General features: G+C 54.8%; 1 pseudogene. It reads right to left on the bottom strand.

The window, feature by feature from the left end:
* Positions 1-569, bottom strand: a pseudogene (locus BCT27_RS25535) (hypothetical protein); the annotation flags it as partial.

Raw genomic sequence — 569 nt, 5'->3', positions numbered from 1 at the left:
GCATTGTCGCCCACGCCATCACCATCGGTGTCCGTGTCTTCGTTTGGATCAAATGGGAAGGCATCATAGATATCGAGGGTGCCGTCGTTATCGTCGTCATCATCGTTAGGATTAGACAGACCATCGCCGTCGGCATCTTCTGCACGATCATCTACGCCGTTGCCGTTGAGATCGTTACCGCCCAACTCATCATTGCCATCGAGCATGCCGTCGTTGTTGCTGTCGAACGCCGCAAAGTCGTAACCGTGCATGTCGAAGGCGGTGCCGTCGTTCAAAGCGTTCTGGCTTTCCAGATCGAGGTAATCAGGAATGCCGTCGCCGTCGGAATCTGGGGCAGGGTCAACGCTGGCTTGCAGGTCAATGCTATCAACAGTCAGGCTGCCATCGGCATCAGCCAGGCCAGCTTCGATCACGTCAGGGATGGTGTCATTATCCGAATCCAAATCCACATCGTTGTTCACGCCGTCATTGTCTGCATCGGCGGTAAAGCCCGATCCGGACAGGGGCGTGAGCTCGATATTGCTTAAGCGCATTGCACCGCTGTAGAAACTGGAGTCGACATAGAAGTC

This window comes from Enterovibrio norvegicus, assembly GCF_002876705.1.
GTDB lineage: Bacteria > Pseudomonadota > Gammaproteobacteria > Enterobacterales > Vibrionaceae > Enterovibrio > Enterovibrio norvegicus_B.
Note: the sequence above shows the minus strand (reverse complement) of the source record. Positions and strands in the feature narration are given on the sequence as shown.